Genomic DNA, 594 nt, shown 5'->3' on the forward strand with positions numbered 1-594 from the left:
GATAAGCAAATAGCAAAATATATTAATGGGGTGCAAGAAGAAACAAGCGAGAAACCTAGTGAAAAGTTATTAGAAAAAACAAAAGAAAAAGTAAAATTATCTCCACAAAGTACAGTTAAATATAAAGAAGCCATTGAATATATGCACAGTCTGAAAGGTCAGTTTGTAGACTTTGATAATATGTATGCTTATCAATGTGCAGATTTAAGTGTAGACTTCATATATCACGTTACCGGTGGAGTTAGATTTTATGGTAATGCCAAAGAATTGCATACTTTAAATGCTATGCCTAAAGGTTGGAAAGTAGTTAAAAATACAAGAAATTATGTTCCTCCTATTTGCGCTATTGCAGTGTATACTGAGGGTATTTATAGAGAATGGGGGCATACAGGCTTAGTTTGGGACAATTCGGGTGGTACAAATACATTCACAATCTTAGAACAAAACTATGACGGAAATGCCAATACACCAGCTAAATTGCGTGAAGATGATTATACAGGCTTAACCCACTTCATTGTTCCAGACTTTGCCGATGATAGCGTAGATTTAACAGATATTAAAGAAGTTAAAACAGCGACACGTAAATCAAATGGA

Annotated in this window: 1 pseudogene; it reads left to right on the top strand. The window is 34.2% G+C overall.

The features are described 5' to 3' along the window. Positions 1-594 (top strand): annotated as a pseudogene (locus tag CD147_RS11700) (CHAP domain-containing protein); the annotation flags it as partial.

The sequence above is a fragment of the Staphylococcus devriesei genome, assembly GCF_002902625.1.
GTDB classification, from domain to species: Bacteria; Bacillota; Bacilli; order Staphylococcales; family Staphylococcaceae; genus Staphylococcus; species Staphylococcus devriesei.